The following is a 17,871-nucleotide window of genomic DNA, read 5'->3' as shown; positions in this document are numbered from 1 at the left end:
CGGGGAGGATGGGAGGTTCCGTGAAGTCGTCGCTGCGCGCCAGGCACCCGTGGCCGGCATTCCTGATCCGGCGGCTGGGGAGGTTCGTCGTCTCGCTGGCGGTCGTCGTCACCGCATCGTTCGCCATGGTCCACGCGCTGCCGGGCGACCCGGTACGCGGAGCCCTGGGCCTGATGGCGCCGCCGGAGACCATCGCGGCCACCCGGGAGCGTCTCGGGCTCAACGACCCGCTGTGGCGGCAGTACCTGGACTATCTCTGGAACCTGCTCCACCTCGACCTCGGTACGTCCCTGGACACCCAGACGCCGGTGCGGGAGAAGATGGCACAGTTGGTGCCCGCGACCCTCCAGCTCGGCCTGACCGCGTTCGTGGTCTGCCTCGCGGTGGCGATACCGGTGGGCCTGCTCCTCGGTATCGCCACCCGGGACGGCCGGGGCCGCGGCCTGCACTTCGGCTTCGGCGGCGTGACCGGGCTCGCGCTCTCCGTGCCGGACTACCTGGTGTCGGTCGGACTCGTGTTCGTCTTCGCCGTCTCCCTCAACGCGCTGCCGGTCGCGGGCCTGTCCGGTCCCGCATCGTTCGTGCTGCCGGTGACCGCCCTCGTCGTGGGGCCGGCCGCCTACCTGGCGCGGATCGTCCGGGCCGAGACCCAGCGGGTGCTCGGCGAGGACTACATCCGGGCGGCGCGCGCGAAGCGCCTCCCGGCGCGGCTGATCTACCTGCGGCACGCGCTGCCGAACACGCTGACCCCGACGCTGACCGTCTCCGGCATGATCCTCGCGTCGATGGTGGCCGGCACCGTGCTCGTGGAGAACGTGTTCGCCTGGCCCGGCGTCGGCGCCGAGCTCGTGCATTCGGTGCTCGCCAAGGACTACCCGGTCGTCCAGGCGGTCGCGCTCTTCTTCGGCGCCGGCATCCTGCTGATCAACCTCGCGGTCGACATCGCGATCGCCGTCATCGACCCGCGCTCGACGATCAAGGAGAGCTGACGTGTCCTGGTCACGTACCCGCCATCACCTGTCGTCGCCGCTCGGCGTGGTCACGGTCGCCCTGCTGCTGCTCCTGGTCGCGACCGCCGTCGTGGCGCCGCTGCTGCTCGGCGACCGGGCCACGGAGATCGCGGGCGGCGCGCTCCAGGCGGGACCGTCGGCGGCGCACCCGTTCGGCACGGACGCCCTCGGACGCGACGTCCTCACGCGGACGCTGGTGGCCACCCGGCTGTCCCTCGTCCTCGCTCTGCTCGTCGTCGGCATCGGCGTGGCCTGCGGGCTGATCATCGGCACCGTCCCCGTCGTGCTCGGCCGGCGCGCCGGCCGAGTGGTGGTCGCCGTCCTGAACCTGATGGTCGCCTTTCCCGGGCTGCTGCTCGCCCTGTTCCTCGCCATGATCTTCGGAGTGGGGGCGCGCGGCGCCGTGCTGTCGATGGCGATCGCCTTCGCGCCCTCGTTCGCGCGGCTGACCCACACCACCGCCAGCGGCGTCGCGAACGCCGACTACGTCTCCGCCGCGCGACTGCTCCGGGTCCCGCGGTGGCGGATCCTGATTCGCCACGTCATCCCGAACATCTCGGAACCCCTCGTCATCAACGCGACCAGCCAGGTCGGGGCGGCGCTGCTCAGCATATCGGCGCTGTCCTACATCGGCTTCGGCGTGCAGCCGCCGCAGTACGACTGGGGACGCATGCTCGCCGACGGGCTGCCGGCCATCTACACCAACCCCGCGGCCGCGCTCGCGCCGTCCATCATGATCGTCGTCGCGGGTCTCGCATTCGTCCTCGCCGGCGAGCTGCTGACCCAGGTCCTCGGCGGCAGCCAGCACGGTCACCTCCGGCTCCCGTCCCTCAGGTCCCAGCGCCGGGATACGGCCCCGGCCGAGACGCCGCCACCGGGCGACGAGGTGCTCCGGATCGAGCGCCTGACCGTCACCGTACCCGGCGAGACCGCGCCCTTCTCCCCGGTCGTCGACGTCAGCATGCGCCTTCGCCGCGGCGAGATCGTCGGGCTGGTCGGCGAGTCGGGATCGGGCAAGAGCCTCACCGCCATGGCGGCCGCGCAGCTCACCTCGTACCCGAACGTCGCTGAGGCCGACGTGCACCAGATCAAGGGCAACGAGCTGCGGCGGATGCGCCCCCGCGACCGCGAGCGGCTGCTCGGCACCTCGCTCGCGATGGTGTTCCAGGATCCGATGTCGTCGCTGAACCCGGCGCTCAAGGTCGGACGCCAGCTCGCCGAGGTCGCGGAGACCCACGAACGCCTCAGCCGCCGGGACGCGTGGCGACGAGCCGTCGACCGCCTCAGCGCAGTGCTGATCACCGACCCGCAGGCGCGGGCGAAGCAGTACCCGATGGCGTTCTCCGGCGGCATGCGCCAGCGTGCGTCGATCGCGATGGGCCTCATGGCCCAGCCGGCGCTGATCGTCGCCGACGAGCCGACCACCGCCCTCGACGTGACCGTCCAGAAGGAGGTGCTCGGCCTGCTGCGGCGCATCTCCCGGGAGAGCGACGCCGCCGTCCTGCTGATCAGCCACGACATCGCGGTGGTGGCTGAGAACGCGTCCCGGGTCCTGGTCATGTACGCCGGCCGGGTGGTCGAGGAACTGCCGGTCAGCGGGCTCGCCGAGGCCACGCATCCGTACACCCGCGCGTTGATCGCGAGCATCCCGGACATGTCGACGGACCGGTCGCGGCCGCTCGCGAACATTCCCGGTCGCCCGCCGCACGCCTCTGACCTGCCGCCGGGCTGCGCGTTCGCGCCCCGGTGCGGCCGGGCGGACGACCGATGCCGGCAGGCGCGTCCCGAACTGGCCGACTCGGGCGGCGGCGGCGCCGTCGCCTGCTGGCATCCGCTGCTGCCGGTCCTAGAAAGCGAGGCGTGACGTGCTCGAGCTCCGCGACATAGTTGTCCGGTACGGCCACCATCAGGGCGCCGTGACGGCCGTCGACGAGGTCAGCCTGACCGTGGCGGCCGGCTCGGTCGTCGGGCTCGTCGGCGAGTCGGGGTCCGGCAAGTCGACCCTCGCCCGGGCGGCGGTCAGCCTCGCCCCGCTCACCTCGGGCACGATCCTCTGGAAGGGGGCGGTGCTCGACCCGCGCGACCGCCCGCCGTTGCAGTACGTGTTCCAGGACCCGTACGCGTCCCTCAACCCGCGGATGAGCGTCGGCGCGTCGATCGCCGAGGGCCTGCCCCGGGGGAGCGGGCGGCGGGAGCGGTCGGCCCGGGTCACCGAGCTGCTCGAGATGGTCCGGCTCGATCCTGGCGACGTCCACAAGCGCCCCCGGCAGCTCTCCGGCGGACAGCGGCAGCGCGTCGCCATCGCCCGCGCCCTCGCCGCCGAGCCCGAGGTCCTGATCGCCGACGAGATCACGTCGGCGCTCGACGTCTCGGTCCAGGGTGCCGTACTCAACCTGCTCAAGGAGATCCAGACCCGGACCGGGGTCGGGATTCTGTTCATCTCGCACAACCTCGCCGTGGTCCGCTACGTGGCCGACTCGATCGCGGTCATGAAGTCCGGCCGGCTCGTCGAGCACGGTACGACGGAGGACGTCATCGAGCGTTCCGCGCATCCGTACACGAAGCAGCTCCTCGAAGCCGTCCCGACCATGACGATGGGTGGCCGCTCATAGCCGAGAGTCGATGCCGGACTCGAGGTGTCCAAGTCGTTCCTCACCGACACCCACGCGACGCTCGACCTGGTGGCGGCGGGCGATGATCCTGCGCCACCGGGCGTCGTACCACAACCACCGGGTCATCCTCGGCGGGGCCGTCGGTAAGCAGCTCGCCGGCGTAGCCGCCCCCACCGCGACACCGAGCTTGCGCATCTGCACGGCCTCGGTGAGGTGCGGCGTATGGTCCCGCCGGACGAAATCCGCAGCCGGCGGACCGATGCCGGACAACGCGTTCCGCTCGATCAACCCCCAGCCGGTGGAGACCTTCGGCTGGCCCGCCTTGGTCCGCCAAGCTCCACGGCGGTGGCCCACACCGCAGCCCTGCGCCTGCCGAATCCGTGCATCTCAAGTGGCATTTGAGTACTTGTGGAGGATGCCTCTGAGCCGGTCGCGTCGGTGTACGTTCAGGTCGACGATTCATGCTGGATCGGGGCCGGTGCGCAGTGGAGCTGCCTGGCCAAGGGCTTGGTGAGCTCGGTGCTCGTTGTAGAACGCTGGTACTCGCGCAGGGCATGGCGTAGATGGTGTGCCGCTCGAATATTGAGTTATGTGGTCTGAGCTGTGGTTACCCATCGCGGTGGTATTCGTTGATCGCGCCGCTGACGATGGGGGAGGCGGATGGAGCGCAGGTGGTCATTCGAACGGCCACGGGCTGGCTGCGTTGTCAACCGGATCACTGAGGCGCTTCCTCGATGAGGAACGGTTCGCCTCGTCTCAGGGTCTCTGTCAATTTCCGAGGGGTCTTGGTGATGGCCAGGGTAGGAGCGGCGTACCGTTCGCCGGCCGTCAGCTTGCCGACGCCATCTCGAAGGCGGCGAGGCAGCGTGGCCGCCTTCGCGGGAGCACGTTGGTCACCTCGTCCAGCATCGCGCGCAGCTCCGCCAACCGGCGCAGCCGTATCGCAGGCGCCAGATCGGCGACCTCCCGGCAAAAACGATCAACATCAGCACGCAGGAACGCCACACCCTCAGAATCCGCCACCGGGCAAGGCTGACCTGGTCAGACCTACAGTGTCAACAGATGTGACACCAAACCCGGTTCACCGTTCCACTCCTACTGGCAGGCCACGTTGGTGGCGTTCTCGGCCTCATATCGTACGGTCGCCGCGCGGGCGGGCAGCGCCACCAGGGCGGACAGGATGACACAGGTGGCGGCGATCGGGACAAGGGTGCGTAATCGGGATGAGAGTACGTTCTTTCCTCCGGGGGTCAGGTGAGGGTGATGCGATCGAGGTTGGGGCCGCCGTTCGCGGTGACACCGGTCAGGCGGATCGTGTTCGGACCGGCGTTCAGCGTGACGGTGAGGGCGCTGTCGGCCCAGGCGTCCCAGTTCGCCGTCGGGCCGAACGAGCGCCCGGCTGACACGACTGTGCCGTTGACGGCGATGTCCATCGGGCGGTCGGCGGTGGTGCCGTTGGCGTAGCGGATGGTCAGGGTGGCCGGGCCGCCGGTTCCCTGGACGGTGAACTCGACGTAGGAGCCGGTCACGTTGTCGTTGTTGACGAAGCCCGTGCCGGTGTAGCCGATGTGGTTGGATTCGACCGCGCCCTGGAAGATCGTGGCGTCCTCGGCCTGGTAGTCCGCTGAGCTCGGCGCGATGTCGAGGTAGTCCACGTTGGGGCCGCCGTTCGAGGTGGTCGCCGTGGCCCGGACGATGTTCGCTCCTGTGGCGAGCGGCAGCGTGAACGTGGCGTTCGCCCAGGTGTCCCAGGAGCCCGTGCCGGGGAAGTCGCGGGTGAGGGTCACGCCGTTCAGGGTGACGGTCATCGGGCGATCGGCCGTCGTGCCGTTGGCGTAGCGGATGGTCAGGGTGGCCGGGCCGCCGGTTCCCTGGACGGTGAACTCCACGTAGGAGCCGGTCACGTTGTCGTAGTTGACGAAACCCGTGCCCGAGTACCCGGCATGGTTGGATTCGACCGCGCCCTGCGAGATCGAGGCGTCCTCGGCCTCGTACCGGGGCGCGGCGGAGGTGGGACGTGCGCGGATGAGGCGGGTCTCGCCCGGGCGCAGCGTGGCCGCGTACGAGGTGGCGACCGTGCCCTCCGATGCCCCCGACCACAGGTTCGTGACGTCGGCGGAGCCCGTGAAACCGACCTGCGACCAGGTGACGCTCACCGTGGAACTGCCCGACGTGCCCGTGTTGTACAGAGCCACGATGTAGTCGCCGTTCGCCTCCCGCTTGCGCCAGACCTGGTTGACGCCGCTGTTGACGACACGCTGCGCGGCCACGCCGTCCTGGTCCACGGCGATGAGCCGGTCGTTGGTCAGCATGGCCAGGTCGGTGGCGGTGAGCGCCGTCAGGTCGGTGCCCAGCAGCAGCGGGCTGGCGATCATTGCCCAGTGCGTCATGTGCGAACGGCGCTGGTCGGCGGTCAGCCCAACCTGGTCACCGTTGCCGACCTGCAGCGAGTCGTAGTCGTTCCACCCGCCGGGGCCGGCGTAGGGCTGCCAGGAGGCGGCGGAGTTGAACCGGCTCACGACGTGGGCCCAGTCGGTCAGGGGGAAGCCGCTGCCGTTCGGGCCGGGGCCGCAGTAGCACTCGACGTCGCCTTGGGTGCGCCAGCTGTTGGCCAGCCGTTTCCATGTGGTGGCCTGTGCGATGGGGAGGTTGTTGGACAGCGCGAAGGTGATGGGACGGCCGGTCTGGCGCAGGGCCTTGTCCCATGCTTCGACGTCGGCGACGGTGGTCGCGTCCACGCCGTCGATCTTGAGGTAGTCGACGCCCCAGGAGGCCATCTGGTTCGCCCAGGAGTCGATGAACGCCTGCGCGCCCGGATGGGAGTACTTCAGCCGGTACATGTTCTTGCAGTTGTAGTTCTTGTGCGTCTGGGTGGTGTCGGCGATGTCCTGTGCGTGGTAGGAGGTGCCCTCGATCGGCTTGTTGGCGGTGACGGCGTTCTTTGCGATGCCGGGCGTGACGTAGAAGCCGAACTTCAGCCCCTTCGCGTGCACGTAGTCCGCCAGGGCCTTGATGCCGCTGGGGAATTTGGCGGCGTCCACCGCCCACCGGCCGAAGGAGTCGACGACGAAGCCGTTGGCGTCGCACTTCTGGTAGAAGTCGTCGAGGTTGACGTACACGTAGCCCTTGGCGGCCAGGCCGCTGCTGACCAGCGCGTCGGCCTGGGCCTTCATCTTGGTCTCGTCCGGCCAGCGGCGGACGAAGCTCCAGCTGCTCCAGCCCATCGGGGGCCTGATCGACAATCCGTTGTCCGAGGCCGCGGCGGGCGCGGCGGGACCGGCGAGTCCCGCCGCGCCGAGCACCAGGACCGCGACGGCCGCGCGCCACCTGTTCATGGGGCTCCTCCCCTAGCTGATCGTGATGCGGTCGAGGTTGGGGCCGCCGCCCGCCGTGGTGGCCGTGGCCCTGATGACGTTGGCGCCCGCCGTCAGCGGGACGGTGAGGGATGCGGTCGCCCAGGTGTCCCAGTTCGCCGTCGGCGGGAACGAGGCGGATCCGGCCGGGACGCCGTTGACCGTGATGTCCATGGGCCGGTCGGCGGTGGTGCCGTTGGCGTAGCGCAGCGTGAGGGTGGCCGGGCCCGTTCCCTGGACGGAGAACTCGACGTAGGAGCCGATCAGGTTGTCGTAGTTGACGAAGCCCGTGCCGGTGTAGCCGGTGTGGTTGGACTCGGCGGCTCCCTGGGAGATCGTCGCGTCCTCCGCCTGGTATGTCGCGCTGCCGCCCGCGGTGAGGTCGAGATAGTCCAGGTTGGGGTTGCCGCCCGCGCTCGTGGCGGTGACCCGGATCGTGTTCGCGCCCGCGCCGAGCTGCACGGCGAAGGCGTGGGTGGCCCAGGTGTCCCAGTTCGCCGTCGGCGGGAACGAGGCGGATCCGGCCGGGACGCCGTTCACGGTGATCGCCGAGGGCCGGTCGGCGGTGGTGCCGTTGGCGTAGCGCACCGCCACGGTCGCCGGTCCCGCCGCGCTCGCCTGGACCGGCCACTCCACATACGAGCCGGTCGCGTTGTCGCCGTTGACGTAGCCGGTGCCGCTGTAGCCGGTGTGGGTGTTCTCGAAGGCGCCCTGGGAGATGGTGGCGTCCTCGGCCTCGTGACGGCCCGGGGGGGGAGTGGCGCCGCCGGGGTACTGTTCGCCGATCCAGGCCTCGTCCACCCGCCAGCGGGCTATGCCGTGGTGGCCGGTCTTGGTGAGCCTGACGTAGCGGGCGGTCCTCGCGGGCAGGTCGATGATCTGCACGCCTCTGGCGTTCGGCACGGTGCCCGTCTTGATCGCGCTGCCCCAGGTGGAGCCGTCGTCGCTGACGTGCACCTGGTAACCAGAGAGGCGCGCCGACCCCGAGGACGGGTAGACCGTGGAGTCCTCGCGCTGGTTGAGCGCCACGTACTGGACGCGCTTGGCCGAGCCGAGGTCGAAGGTCAGCGTCGCGGGCTCGGCGGCGTCGCTGTCCCAGTAGGTGAGGAAGTCGCCGTCGCCCGCCGCCGCGGCCGGATGCCCGCCGGCGGCCGAGCCCGCCGACATCGTCACGCCGGTGTGGATGCCCTGCCGTCCCCTGGAGACGACCTTGAAGACCGTGTCGTAGGGGTCCCAGCCCGAGATCCCGCTCAGCGTGAGCGTGCCGCCGGCCTGCGTGAACGTGACCGGGGCGCCGGTGCGCAGATTGGTCACCGAGGCGATGGCGTAACCGTTGTCCCGCAGCGACAGCGTGCTGCTGGACGGCGGGGTGAGCACGTGGACGTAGTGCCGGTTCGGGTCGTTCTTCGCGATCGTCGTCACGCCGTGCGCGCCGTCGTTCCAGAACCCGGGTTTGAGGCCGCCGTACATGTAGCCGCCGCCCTCGGTGCCGTCCAGCGACTCCCAGATCTGGTCGAGGTAGCCGGCGGCGAAGGTGTTGAAGGCGGCCTGCTGCGCCGGGAACCTGCCGTTGACCATGGCGGTCTCGGCCATGAGCGCCTTGACCGACGATCCGGCGTTGGTGACGAGCCGGCCGAGCGTGAGCTTGCGGTCCACGGCCTGGTCGGTGCCGCCGTACCACCAGGGGCCGCCGGTGGGGAGCTTGAAGTCGGCCTCGATCAGGCGCGGCAGCGCCGTGTAAAGCGCCTGCGGGTAGTCGTAGGACGGCGTCATGCCGGTCTTCTGCTCGTTGCTGATCATGTCCATGATCGGCGTGTCTTCGTTGTTGTTCGACAGCGTCATGTCGGGGCGCTGCTGGTAGATCTTGGCGTAGAGGTTGTTGCGCTCCCAGTAGGCGTTGTCGTTGTCGATCCAGAACCCGGCGAGTTTCGGATAACGCTGCATCTGCTCGAAGAACTGCAGGTAGCTGAACTCGCCGAAGCCGTCGCGGGTGGTCAGGTCCACGGGGTGTCCCACGTAGGCGGAGAAGGCGGCGGAGTTGAGCCACGAGCCCGACGACAACCCCTCGCTGTGCCACTGCGGGTCGTCGGTCATGTAGTTGATGACCTTGAGGCCCCGCGCGTCCGCGGCGTCGATCAGCTCGCCGAGGAAGTCGCGCGTGGTGCGGCAGGAGCCGGGGATCTGCGACGGGTACGGCCTGGCGTAGCCGAGCCTGCTGTGGAACGTGGCCAGCACCAGGTACTGGGCGTGCAGCTTCAGCGCCTCGTTCACCCAGTAGTCCGGCGTCCAGCCGCCGCTCGTGACGTCGGATTCCCAGGCGCTGCAACTGGTGTGCTGGGGCGAGGTGCGTTCGCCCCAGTGCAGGAACAGCCCGGCGGTCGAGCCCCGCAGGAACGCCTGGCGTGGATGCTGCAGGTCGGCCCGCGCGGCAGGCGCGATGAGCAGGAGGGCGAGCACGGCGATCATCGCCGTCCGCGACGACGCACGGAACATGACGGGGCTCCTCGGGCTTCTAGGCGGGGGTGGCGACGTCGAGATGGTCGAGGTTGGGGCCGCCGGTCGCGGTGGTCGCGGTGGCCCTGACCGTGTTGGCGCCGGCGACGAGCGGGACGCTGATCGAGGCGGTTGCCCAGGCGTCCCAGGAACCGGTGCCGGGGAAGCCGAGGACGGCGGCCACCGTGCCGTTGACCACGATGGCCATCGGACGGTCGAGGGTTGTCCCGTTCGCGTGGCGCAGGGTGAGGGTGGCCTGTCCGGCGGTGGCCGAGGTGACGGTGAACTCCACGAAGGAGCCGGTGAGGTTGTCGTAGTTGACGAAGCCCGTGCCGGTGAAGCCCGGGTGGTTGGACTCGACGCCGCCCTGGGAGACCGTCGCGTCCTCGGCCTCGTACCTGGTCGGGGGCGGGCCGTCCGCGGGCTCGAAGGCGGGGTCGCTGGACAGGACGACCCGGTCGAGGCGGGCGCCGTCCTCGCGGTAGGCGAAGGTGATGCTCTGCCGGCCCGGCGCCAGGTCGTAGGTGACCGGGAGTCGCACCCAGTGCCATGCCGTGCCAGGCGGGATGTTGTTCCAGCTGGTCCAGGCCCCGGTGCCGGAACGCACCCAGAACGAGTCGTCGGAGGTGGTCGCCGCGATCACGCGAGCCCACACACCGAACGTGCCGGCATCGGGCACGTCGAACGGCAGCGTCGTCCAGCCGGTGGACGGCGGGCTGGTCTGGCTGTTGTTGCCTGCGGCGACGCTCACGTACGAGCCGCCCGAGGCCGCGGGGTCGGCCGAGATCCGCATCGGCTCGGTGACCGTGCCGGACTCGGCCTCGGAGTACCGGGTGACGGGGTTGCCCGGTATGGGGGTGGAGTTCGTGGGACGCACGCGCAACGCCCCGCCGCCGGTGTTCGCGCTGTCGCGCACGGCATACCCGATGACGCCGCTGAAGCCCACGTCATAGGCGCTGCCGGTGCCGCGTTGTGCCACCACGCCGGTCAGCACCACGTTCGAGGCGTCGTCGACGATGACGGCGGGCCGGTCGTCGTTCTCGTCGAACCGGGTCTCGCCGTTGAGGGTGATGCCGGTGGCGTGCCTGATCCAGTACCCGTACGAGGGCCGTGCGCCGTAATCACGCGGGGGATAGGTGGTCAGGAACTCCCCGGGGACCCGGGTGGCCTCCGAGGCGGGGTGCCCGCCGGGAACCTGGAGATCCACGTCGGTGAGTGTGATGCCCGGACCGATGTCCACCGAGGGTGTGCCCGTCATGGTGCTGGTGTAGTCGGAGGCGCCGACCGTGCCGGTCACGACGGGGGCGCTCAGGTCGGTGCCGGTGACGCGGGTCAGGGTGATGTTCCTGATGCGCCCGGCGGGCGGGGAGCCAGGACAACGTCTCCGTTCGCCGATCTTGAAGAAGAGGGGCGAGGTCGTCTTGGTGAGCGTCACGTCCTCGTAGGCGACGTCCTCGATGATCGCGCCGTCCATGGAGACGATGCCGATGCCGGCCTTGCCCGCGCCGAGCACGCTGATCCGCTCGAACCTGAAGTCGCGGAAGTTCCCGCAGGTCTCCGAGCCGAACTGCAGCGCGTTGTTCTCGTGGGAGTAGACCGTGGTGTCGCGAACGCGGACGTTCTGGCTGGTGTAGGTGTGCCCGAGGGCGTAGTCGCTCTTGAACACCAAGGCGTCGTCGCTCGCCTCGATGCGGCTGCCCGCGACGGTGACGTTCCAGCTGTTGATCAGATTGACGCCGTCGCGCACGCCGCTGCTGGAGTAGACCGTCGTGAGGTTGTCGATCGCGATGTCGTGACAGCCGTTGATCAGCGCGGCGAAATGCCCGCCACGCCGGAAGGTGACCCCGGACAGGCTGACGTCCGAGCACTCGGTGAGCGTCAGCGCTTTGTCGGCCTGGCCCGAGGAGGGGGTGCCGGTGACGAGCTTGCCGTCCCCGTCGATCGTGCCGGCGCCGGTGAGGTGCACGTCGGTGACGCCGCTGCCCCACATGAGTGAGTTGTGGAAGTGGCTGTGGCCGTAGTCCTGGTAGGCGTCGTTGGCGTTGGCCTCGGGAACGTCCATGCCGCTTCCCGCAGCCAGGATGGTGGCGCCGCCGTCGAGCCTGAGCGTGATGTGGGACTTGAGGTGGATCGTTCGAGCCCGGTACCGGCCTGGAGGAAACACGACGATGCCTCCAGGGGCGGCGCTCGCGGCGTTGATCGCCCGGTCGACGGCGTCGTCGTCGTTCGTCGAGCCGTCCCCGGTCGCGCCGTAGTCACGCACGTCGAACTCCGCGGCGGCGAACGCCGTGGCGGACAGGGCGGGGATTCCAGGCCAGACGAGAGCACATACCAGGAGAATCCTTCGCAGGACGGTCATGGCCGGAGCTCCACGTAGTCGAGATTGGGCAGGCCGCCCGAGGTCGTGGCGGTGAGCCGTACGGTGTTGACGCCCGCCACCGTGGGAATGACGGCCGAGGTCGAAACCCAGGTCGTCCAAGCGCCGGTGCCAGGAGCGTTCACCGACGGATTGACCAGCATGCCGTTCACTGTGAGCGAGAAGGGCCGGTCGGTCGTGGTCCCGTTGGCGTAGCGGATGGTGAGCGGGCGCTGGCCGGGCTCGGGCAGCGTGACGGAGAACTGCACGTAGGCTCCCGTGACGTTGTCGCTGTTGACGAACCCGGTCCCGGAATAGCCCGCGTGGTTGGACTCGACGACGCCCTGCGAGATCGTGGCGTTCTCGGCCTCGTAGCGGTCCGCGGGCGGCGGCTGGGTGTTCGAGATGTCCCTGCCGTTGACGAAGACGCCGGTCAGCACGAGGTCATCGACGTAGGTGGCGGTGGGAGCGGCCGTGGTGACGCGGGTGAACACGCTGTTGCTGATCGTCACGTTCTTGATGTGGTCGCTTGAGCGTCCCTGCAGGTCGTATGCCTGCGCGGCGCCGTCGATCGTCACGCCGTCGGCGGTGACGTTCTGCACGACCGGCGGCAGCGATCCGGACGTCTCGTAGTTCAGCGTGATGAAGAGGGCGCTGCGCTCCAGGTTCCTGCCGGAGATCCGGCGCAGATGGACTCCGTCCACGAAGCCGCCGCGGTTGAAGCTGGTCTTGACGTAGAGGGCGTACTTGAGGGGGTAACGGCCGGGGAAGTCGGCGGGGTTGCACACGCAGTCCTCGGCGAAGACGTCGCGGACGCCGCCGGACATCTCGCTGCCGATCGTGACGCCGCCCCAGCGACCGCTGAACCGGCAGTTCTGGATCACGATGTTCTGCGACGGCCTGCCGACGCGGCGTCCGTCCCGGTCACGGCCTGACTTGACCGGGACGCAGTCGTCGTTGGTGTTGAACCGGCAGCCGGTGATCAGGACATCGGTGCACGAGTCGGGGTCACAGCCGTCGCCCTGGGAGTTCGTCGAGTAGAAGGTGACGTCGCGCACGGTGACGTTCGAGCAGTACACCGGATGCAGGGTCCACATCGCCGGGTTGCGCAGGCTGACGTCCTGCACGAGCACCCCCGTGCAGCGGTAGAGCCCGATCATGTTCGGGCGCAGTTTGTGGCCCGCGCCGAACTGCCGTTGTGCCACCGGGTGGTCGCCGGCGCCCCAGGCGCGGAGCTGGTCCCGGTCCGCGCCGCCGTTCCCCCACGAGGCCCACTCTCCCGCGGGCGCGTTGCCGTCGATGGTGCCCGTGCCCGTGATCGCGATGTTGGTCTGGCCGTCGGCGTGGATGAAGGGCGAGTAGTTGTAGCACTCGATGCCCTCCCACCGGGTGAACACGTTCGGCAGGTAGGAGCCGGTGTCGGTGCGGAACCTGATCGTGCCGTTCACCTGGAGGTTGACGTTCGACAGCAGGTGGATCGCGCCGGTGCGGTAGACGCCCGCCGGGACGACGACCCGTCCGCCGCCCGCGGCGTTGCAGGCGGCGATGGCCTGGCGGAAGGCGGAGGTGCAGTCGGTGGTGTTGTCGCCGACGGCCCCGTGGTCGGTGATGGAGAACGTGCGGTCGGGGAAGGCCGGGGGCACGATCCTGGCCAGGATCTCGGGCACCCGGTCCCATGGGCTCGCCGCGGTGCTCCCCGCGGCTGCGCTCGCCGCCCCTCCTCGCGCTTTGCTCGACATGGTGATGATCGCGCCGCCTGCGAGGATCCCCGTACGCAGGACGTCACGCCGCGACGGTCTCATTGGAGCACCTCCAGGTAGTCCAGGTTCGGGCAGCCGCCGGCCGCGGTCGCGGTGAGGCGGATCGTGTTCGCACCGGCGACGAGGTCGGCGGCGATGCTCTTGGACGCCCACGCGGTCCAAGAGCCGGTGCCGGGGAAGGAGACGGCGGAGGCGACCAGCGTGCCGTTGACGGAGACGTCCATCGGGCGGTCGGCTGTCGTGCCGTTGGCGGCCTCCAGCCGCGTCGCCGTGGCGGCGACCTGTTTGTAGGCACGCATGTTCGTCAGCAGCAGGTAGCACTCCTGCAGCGAGCCCGAGGTGTCGCCGAGCGATCGGTAGATGCCCCATTTCGGGCGGACCCGGTCACCGAGATAGGTGTCGCCGGTCCTGGTCGCGTCGATCAGCGTGGTCCCCGCGCGACGCAGGGCCCAGCGGACCGAGCCTGCGCTCCCTTCGCCGATCCTGATCTCGTACTCGGCGTCGATCCAGGTGTCGTGCAGCGGATTCAGGGGGGCCCGGCCGACCAGCACGTCACCCTCGATGATCTCGTGTTCGATGGTCTGCGCGCCGTCCACACGGCGTATCGACGTGACGGTGATCGGAAGGGTGCCCGTTCCCGGTCGCTTGGTCTGGCTGATGTGGGTGAAGGTGGTGGAGGCCTTGAGCGAGCTCGGGATGTACATCGAGCACGTCACGCGCCAGGTCTCGCCGAGCAGCCGCCGGAGGTATCCGGTCGGTGTCCGGGTGCCGGTGACCTCCTGGCGCTGGCGGTCCGTCATCGTGTCCCGGTCCACCGTGTGCATGGTGAAGCGGAAGTTGTTCCCCTCGGGGAAGATGTGCGGCTGACCGGCCGGATGCGAGCCGGCACGATCGTCCTCGATCGTCTCGAACGCGTCGAGGCCGCCGGTGGACGCCTCGGGCGCCCACATCAGCTTCCACGCCACGCCTGACGTCGTCGTGGCGGGGCGGGCTGCGGCCGGGGCGAGCAGTGCCGCGCCGACGAGCGTGCCGAGCTGCCGGCGTGACAGGTTGCCGCCCCTCATGAGCCGACCTCCAGATAGTCGAGGTTGGGGCCGCCGGCGGCCGTGACGGCCGTCGCCCTGACACTGTTGCCCCCCGCCCGCAGCGGGGCTGCGATGGCGGTGGTCCGCCACGTCGACCAGGCCCCGGTGCCGGGGAAGGACTTGCCGGGCGCGACCACGATGCCGTTGACGGCGATGTCCATCGGCCGGTCGGACGTCGTGCCGTTCGCATAACGCAGGGTCAGGGTGGCGTGTCCCGCCGCGGCCGCATTCACGGTGAACTCGACGTAGGAGCCGATGAGATTGTCGTAGTTGACGAAGCCGGTGCCGGAGTAGCCCGCGTGGTCGGATTCGGCCGCGCCCTGGGAGATCGTGGCGTCCTCGGCCTCGTAGCGGACCCCTGTGGGCGGTGGCTGTCCGTACAGGGTGCCGTTGATGCGGACGTTCTGGAGCAGCACGTTGTCGGCGTTGGTGATCTGCGGGGCAGGTGCGTCGATCTGGGTGAACACGCTGTTGGTGATCGTCACGTTCCTGATGTGGCTCGCGGCCGAGCCCGACAGCTTGACGGCGAACGGGGAGCCGGCGATGGTCAGCCCGTCCACGGTGAGGTTCTGGATCACCGGGTTGACGATGGGGCCGTTGCCCGGGCCGGTGAGGCTGTAGTTCATGTCGACGAAGAAGCCGCCGCGGTCGCACGGGCCGCCGGTCAGATTCCGGACGTGGACGCCGTCCACCACACCCCCGCGCCGGTTGTTGGTCTTCAAGTAGACGGCGTAGAAGCTGTGGTAATCGGAACCGGCGTGGATGCGGTTGTTCTCGGCGAAGACGTCGTGGACGCCGCCGGACATCTCGCTGCCCACCGTGATCGCGCCCCACCGGCCGTAGTAGTCGTTGTCGCGGATGACGATGCCGGTCGATGGTACGCCGACGCGGCGGCCATCGGTGTCACGGCCCGACTTGATGACGGTCCCGTCGTCGCCGGTGTCGAACGAGCAGCCCTCGATCAGCACGTCGGAGCAGCATTCGGGGTCGACGCCGTCCACCATGGCGCCGCGGCTGTAGATTTTGATCCGCCGTAGGGTGATATTTCGGGACAGCACTGGATGGACCGTCCACATGGCCGGGTTCCGCAGGTTGAGATCCTCGATGAGGATGTTCGTGCAGTCGTAAAGCTGGATCATGTTCGGCTTGAGGTAGTGCCCATCGCCGAACTGCCGCTCTTCCACCGGCACGCCGTCCACTGCCTGTTGCTGCAGCAGGTCCCAGTCGGGGCCGCGCTGGGAGTCGAAGCCGAACCAGGGGCCGGCCGCCGCGTTGCCGTCGATCGTGCCGGTTCCCGTCAGCGCGAGGTTCGTCTGGCCGCGGGCGTAGATGAAGGGCGAGTAGTTGTGGCACTCGATGCCCTGCCAGCGGGTGAAGACGTTCGGCAGATAGGAGCCCGCGTCGGACCTGAACCTGATCGTCGCGCCGGACTCTACGTGCAGGCGCACGTTCGACAGCAGGTGGATCCTGCCCGTCCGGAACCTACCGGTCCCGGGCACGAGTACGGTCCCGCCGCCCGCGGCGTTGCAGGCGGCGATGGCCTGGCGGAAGGCGGAGGTGCAGTCGGTGGTGTTGTCGCCGACGGCCCCGTGGTCGGTGATGGAGAACGTGCGGTCGGGGAAGGCCGGGGGCACGATCCTGGCCAGGATCTCGGGCACCCGGTCCCACGGGCTCGCCGCGCTGGTGGAGGAGGCCGGGAAGGAGGCGGACGCGGTGGGGGCGAGGAGCGCGGCCTTGAGTACGGCCCTTCTGGACGGAGGCATCAAGGCTCCTGGGATCGGTCCGGCGGCCGCGCACCGGCGCGGCCGCCGGTGGTTTCACTGGATGGCGGAGCGGCGGATCGTGTCGGCGGTGCCGTCGCCGTTGTTGTCGGAGTTGGTCGAGCCGAACCAGATGGCGGCGGCGTTCGGCACCTTCTCGACCGCGCGCAGCCTGCCGTAGGTGGCGTTGAAGTAGGAGTTGACCGTCGAGACGTTCTCGCCGTTCAGCACGATGCGCCACAGCCGCTGCCCGCGCAGCGCCGCCATGAAGATCGTGTTGTTGACGATCGCGATGCCGCTGGGCGAGGCCTCGGCGACGCCCCAGGTGTACTTGGGGTTGGTCATGCCGGAGGTGGTGCAGGTGCCCTCGCAGGTGGGCCAGCCGTAGTTCTTGCCGGGCTGGATCAGGTTGAGCTCGTCGCGCGAGGAGTTGCCCAGCTCCGAGGACCACAGGCGGCCGGCGGAGTCCCAGGCCAGGCCCTGCGGGTTGCGGTGGCCGTAGCTGTAGATGCGGGTGCCGAACGGGTTGCCGGGCGCGGCCGCGCCGGTCCTGGTGATGCGCAGGATCTTGCCGTTGAGCGAGCTCAGGTTCGGCGCGTTGCCCGACTGCTGGGCGTCGCCGGTGGTGGCGTACAGGTAGCCGTCGGGGCCGAACCGGACGCGGCCGCCGTTGTGGTAGCGGTTCTTGTCGATGCCCTGGAGGATCGTGGTGTAGCCGCTGAGCGTGCTGCCGTTGAAGTTCATCTTCGCGATGCGGTTGCCCTCGGCGGCGGTGTGCATGAAGAACACCTCCTGGTCGGTCGTGCCGTTCCAGGTGGGGGAGAGGTCCAGGCCCATCAGGCCGCCCTCGCCGTCGGTGGTCTGCACGTTCGGCACGGTCCCGACCTGCGTCTTCGTGCCCGACGGGGTCACCTTGAACACCTTGAAGGTGTCCCGTTCGGTGACCAGTGCGTACGAGCCGTCCGGCGTCCAGGAGATGTCCCAGGGCACGTCCCAGCCGCCCGCGACGCCGGTGGGCGTCTGGGGTACGGTCCCGCAGGTCCCCGTGGTGAACGAGGCCGACGGTGTGCTCGGCGTGGAGAGCTGGCCGGCGGTGTCGCGGGCGACGACGTCGAGCTGGTAGGTGTGCGCGCACTCCAGCGGCACGCTCGCGGTGGTGGCGGGCGGGGCGCCGGTGACGGTGGCCAGCACCGTGCCGGAGGCGTGGTCGCGGACGAGGTAGGCGCGCACGCCGCCGTCGTCGGTGGAGGCGGCCCAGGTGACGGTCGCCGTCGTGGGCTGGACGCCGCTGACGGCGGGCTGACCCGGCTGCGACGGCGGGTCGTCCGGCGGCGCGGGCAGCGTGTGGCAGGCGGCCTCGGGGCTGCTCAGCGAGACGTTGCCGGAGGCGTCGCGGGCGAACACCGACAGCTGGTAGCCGAAGTCCGGGTTCAGCCCGGTCA

11 protein-coding genes are annotated in these 17,871 nt (G+C 69.7%); 3 read left to right on the top strand and 8 right to left on the bottom strand.

What is annotated here, in order from left to right; all coding sequences use genetic code 11:
• The first annotated feature begins 8 nt into the window (after window positions 1-8).
• The 3 genes from ACIA8R_RS08475 to ACIA8R_RS08465 are packed head-to-tail and all read left to right on the top strand — an operon-like array spanning window position 9 to window position 3,622.
• On the top strand, window positions 9-989 hold the full coding sequence (locus ACIA8R_RS08475) for an ABC transporter permease (protein ID WP_397037372.1): 981 nt from the start codon (window positions 9-11) through the stop codon (window positions 987-989).
• Between the two features lies 1 nt (window position 990).
• Window positions 991-2,874, top strand: a complete 1,884-nt coding sequence (locus tag ACIA8R_RS08470; protein ID WP_364101098.1) for a dipeptide/oligopeptide/nickel ABC transporter permease/ATP-binding protein — start codon at window positions 991-993, stop codon at window positions 2,872-2,874.
• Between the two features lies 1 nt (window position 2,875).
• Entirely contained in the window at window positions 2,876-3,622 is a 747-nt protein-coding gene (locus tag ACIA8R_RS08465) for an ABC transporter ATP-binding protein (RefSeq protein WP_397037370.1), read from the top strand.
• Between the two features lie 828 nt (window positions 3,623-4,450).
• On the opposite strand, the gene ACIA8R_RS08460 is transcribed toward ACIA8R_RS08465, so the two are convergent.
• From ACIA8R_RS08460 to ACIA8R_RS08425, 8 genes are all read right to left on the bottom strand, one after another.
• Window positions 4,451-4,627 carry a hypothetical protein gene (locus ACIA8R_RS08460; RefSeq protein WP_397037368.1) on the bottom strand — a complete coding sequence of 59 codons (177 nt, stop codon included), beginning with the start codon at window positions 4,625-4,627 and terminating at the stop codon, window positions 4,451-4,453.
• Window positions 4,628-4,872: 245 nt separating this feature from the next.
• The gene (locus ACIA8R_RS08455; protein WP_397037367.1) at window positions 4,873-6,957 is read right to left on the bottom strand and encodes a carbohydrate-binding protein; all 2,085 of its coding nucleotides are present in this window, start codon (window positions 6,955-6,957) and stop codon (window positions 4,873-4,875) included.
• A 12-nt stretch (window positions 6,958-6,969) separates the two neighbouring features.
• Window positions 6,970-9,468: a carbohydrate-binding protein gene (locus ACIA8R_RS08450; RefSeq protein WP_397037365.1), complete on the bottom strand. Its 2,499-nt coding sequence runs from the start codon at window positions 9,466-9,468 to the stop codon at window positions 6,970-6,972.
• 19 nt (window positions 9,469-9,487) lie between these two features.
• Window positions 9,488-11,827 (bottom strand): glycosyl hydrolase family 28 protein, encoded by a 2,340-nt coding sequence (locus ACIA8R_RS08445; protein ID WP_397037363.1) that lies wholly within the window; start codon window positions 11,825-11,827, stop codon window positions 9,488-9,490.
• Window positions 11,824-13,626, bottom strand: coding sequence for a glycosyl hydrolase family 28 protein (locus ACIA8R_RS08440; RefSeq protein WP_397037361.1), 1,803 nt, complete (start codon window positions 13,624-13,626; stop codon window positions 11,824-11,826). Before ACIA8R_RS08440 ends, ACIA8R_RS08445 begins: the two co-directional genes overlap by 4 nt.
• The gene (locus ACIA8R_RS08435; RefSeq protein ID WP_397037359.1) at window positions 13,623-14,648 is read right to left on the bottom strand and encodes a carbohydrate-binding protein; all 1,026 of its coding nucleotides are present in this window, start codon (window positions 14,646-14,648) and stop codon (window positions 13,623-13,625) included. The genes ACIA8R_RS08440 and ACIA8R_RS08435 overlap by 4 nt, the downstream gene beginning before the upstream one ends.
• A complete protein-coding gene (locus ACIA8R_RS08430; RefSeq protein WP_364101124.1) occupies window positions 14,645-16,432 on the bottom strand; it encodes a glycosyl hydrolase family 28 protein in 1,788 nt (595 codons plus the stop codon). Before ACIA8R_RS08430 ends, ACIA8R_RS08435 begins: the two co-directional genes overlap by 4 nt.
• A gap of 54 nt (window positions 16,433-16,486) precedes the next feature.
• Window positions 16,487-17,871: PQQ-dependent sugar dehydrogenase (locus ACIA8R_RS08425; protein ID WP_397037357.1), on the bottom strand; the 1,385-nt coding region annotated here is incomplete at its 5' end.

Source organism: Nonomuraea sp. NPDC051191 (genome assembly GCF_044455665.1).
Taxonomy (GTDB): Bacteria; Actinomycetota; Actinomycetes; order Streptosporangiales; family Streptosporangiaceae; genus Nonomuraea.
Note: the sequence above shows the minus strand (reverse complement) of the source record. Positions and strands in the feature narration are given on the sequence as shown.

Coding starts and splice junctions, on each gene's coding strand:
- ACIA8R_RS08440 (WP_397037361.1), bottom strand. CDS start 13,626: ATGAGACCGTCGCGGCGTGACGTCCTGCGTACGGGGATCCTCGCAGGC.
- ACIA8R_RS08435 (WP_397037359.1), bottom strand. CDS start 14,648: ATGAGGGGCGGCAACCTGTCACGCCGGCAGCTCGGCACGCTCGTCGGC.
- ACIA8R_RS08455 (WP_397037367.1), bottom strand. CDS start 6,957: ATGAACAGGTGGCGCGCGGCCGTCGCGGTCCTGGTGCTCGGCGCGGCG.
- ACIA8R_RS08445 (WP_397037363.1), bottom strand. CDS start 11,827: ATGACCGTCCTGCGAAGGATTCTCCTGGTATGTGCTCTCGTCTGGCCT.
- ACIA8R_RS08430 (WP_364101124.1), bottom strand. CDS start 16,432: ATGCCTCCGTCCAGAAGGGCCGTACTCAAGGCCGCGCTCCTCGCCCCC.
- ACIA8R_RS08450 (WP_397037365.1), bottom strand. CDS start 9,468: ATGTTCCGTGCGTCGTCGCGGACGGCGATGATCGCCGTGCTCGCCCTC.
- ACIA8R_RS08475 (WP_397037372.1), top strand. CDS start 9: ATGGGAGGTTCCGTGAAGTCGTCGCTGCGCGCCAGGCACCCGTGGCCG.